Here is a 1,208-nt window from a genome sequence, read left to right on the forward strand (position 1 = left end):
TTATATTTCAATCTTAGCATAACTTCCAGTTCTGAACCAATGGAGTTATAAGTGTGATAATTATAATTTTTTATATTAACATGAACTAAATTCCAATGATAATTTAGCAGGTGATTTTTATTACTACTCACCCCTTTACTTGAATGCAGGTTGATATCTTCTTTTATAGTTAAGGCATTTACTTCCAGCCTCCCTCTTTCTAGCCGAGCATGCGACAAATGGAACTTACCGTCTGTTTTGGTAATATATATTCGCCCTTCATTTTTCACTGCTAAGCATGCATCGATATCATGCTGATGGACTTTTATATACTTGTTATTAATTCTTAAATAGGTATGACCATTTTTATCCACTTGCAAACCATGAGGGCCAGGCATCGATATTTTTGTTAAATCTAAAGTATCATAAAACATAGCATGATAGGCATAGTGGCTAATGGCTTCTTTCAAGTCATGAGAAAGATAAAAAGAGGTAACCGGTTCAAACCGCCACTGATTATTATAAAACTCAACCCGATGACTGGCATGCCAGTCGTTTAAATCATAAATTTCGCAAGAGATATGATTGTTTATGATAGCAGTCGCTTTAATCGGCACCAGTTTTCCATTCATTTCTACCGCATGGTAGACCGTTGGAATCAATTTATCTTCATCACGAACACGGTATATGACCCAATTATCAGGAAAAATAACCTTATCCACGCGAAATGAGTGTGGACTTAAACCTATATCCAGTCTGTTTATAATATCGCGTTCAATGTGGGTAAACGGATAAGCATCAGACGCAGTAACCGGCTGGGACGCTGAAGCGTGCGAAGAACCTGATTCAGAAGCATCAGTAATCGCAAAAGTGCCACACAATTTTCCTGAAGATACGCCTCGACGATATCTGCTTTCACAAAGTTGATTAAACAGATCGTCATTCTTCTCAGCATTGATTAACTCTTGTTCATAAATATGCCAAACACCGGTATCTTCAACATAACTGGTTCTATATAAAACATTGTCTCTGGCCGCGTACAACTTGCCGTCTACTTTTGTTAATCTCCATATTTTTTTATTAATATGAACATAAATATAATCATTTTCAAACGACATACCTTGCGGCACAAACACAGTGTTAATGCCAGACTTTTTGTCAATTTCTCTAGTGGATATATCTACCACACCTCGAGCATAACTTAAAATATTTTCATTTAGAGATAAAGC

At 36.3% G+C, this 1,208-nt stretch carries 1 protein-coding gene; it reads right to left on the reverse strand.

The genetic code is table 11. The features are described 5' to 3' along the window. A partial coding sequence (locus J5224_RS28795; RefSeq protein WP_264628511.1) for a hypothetical protein occupies window positions 1–1,208 on the reverse strand: 1,208 nt, incomplete at both ends.

It is taken from the genome of Candidatus Symbiopectobacterium sp. NZEC135 (genome assembly GCF_025962695.1).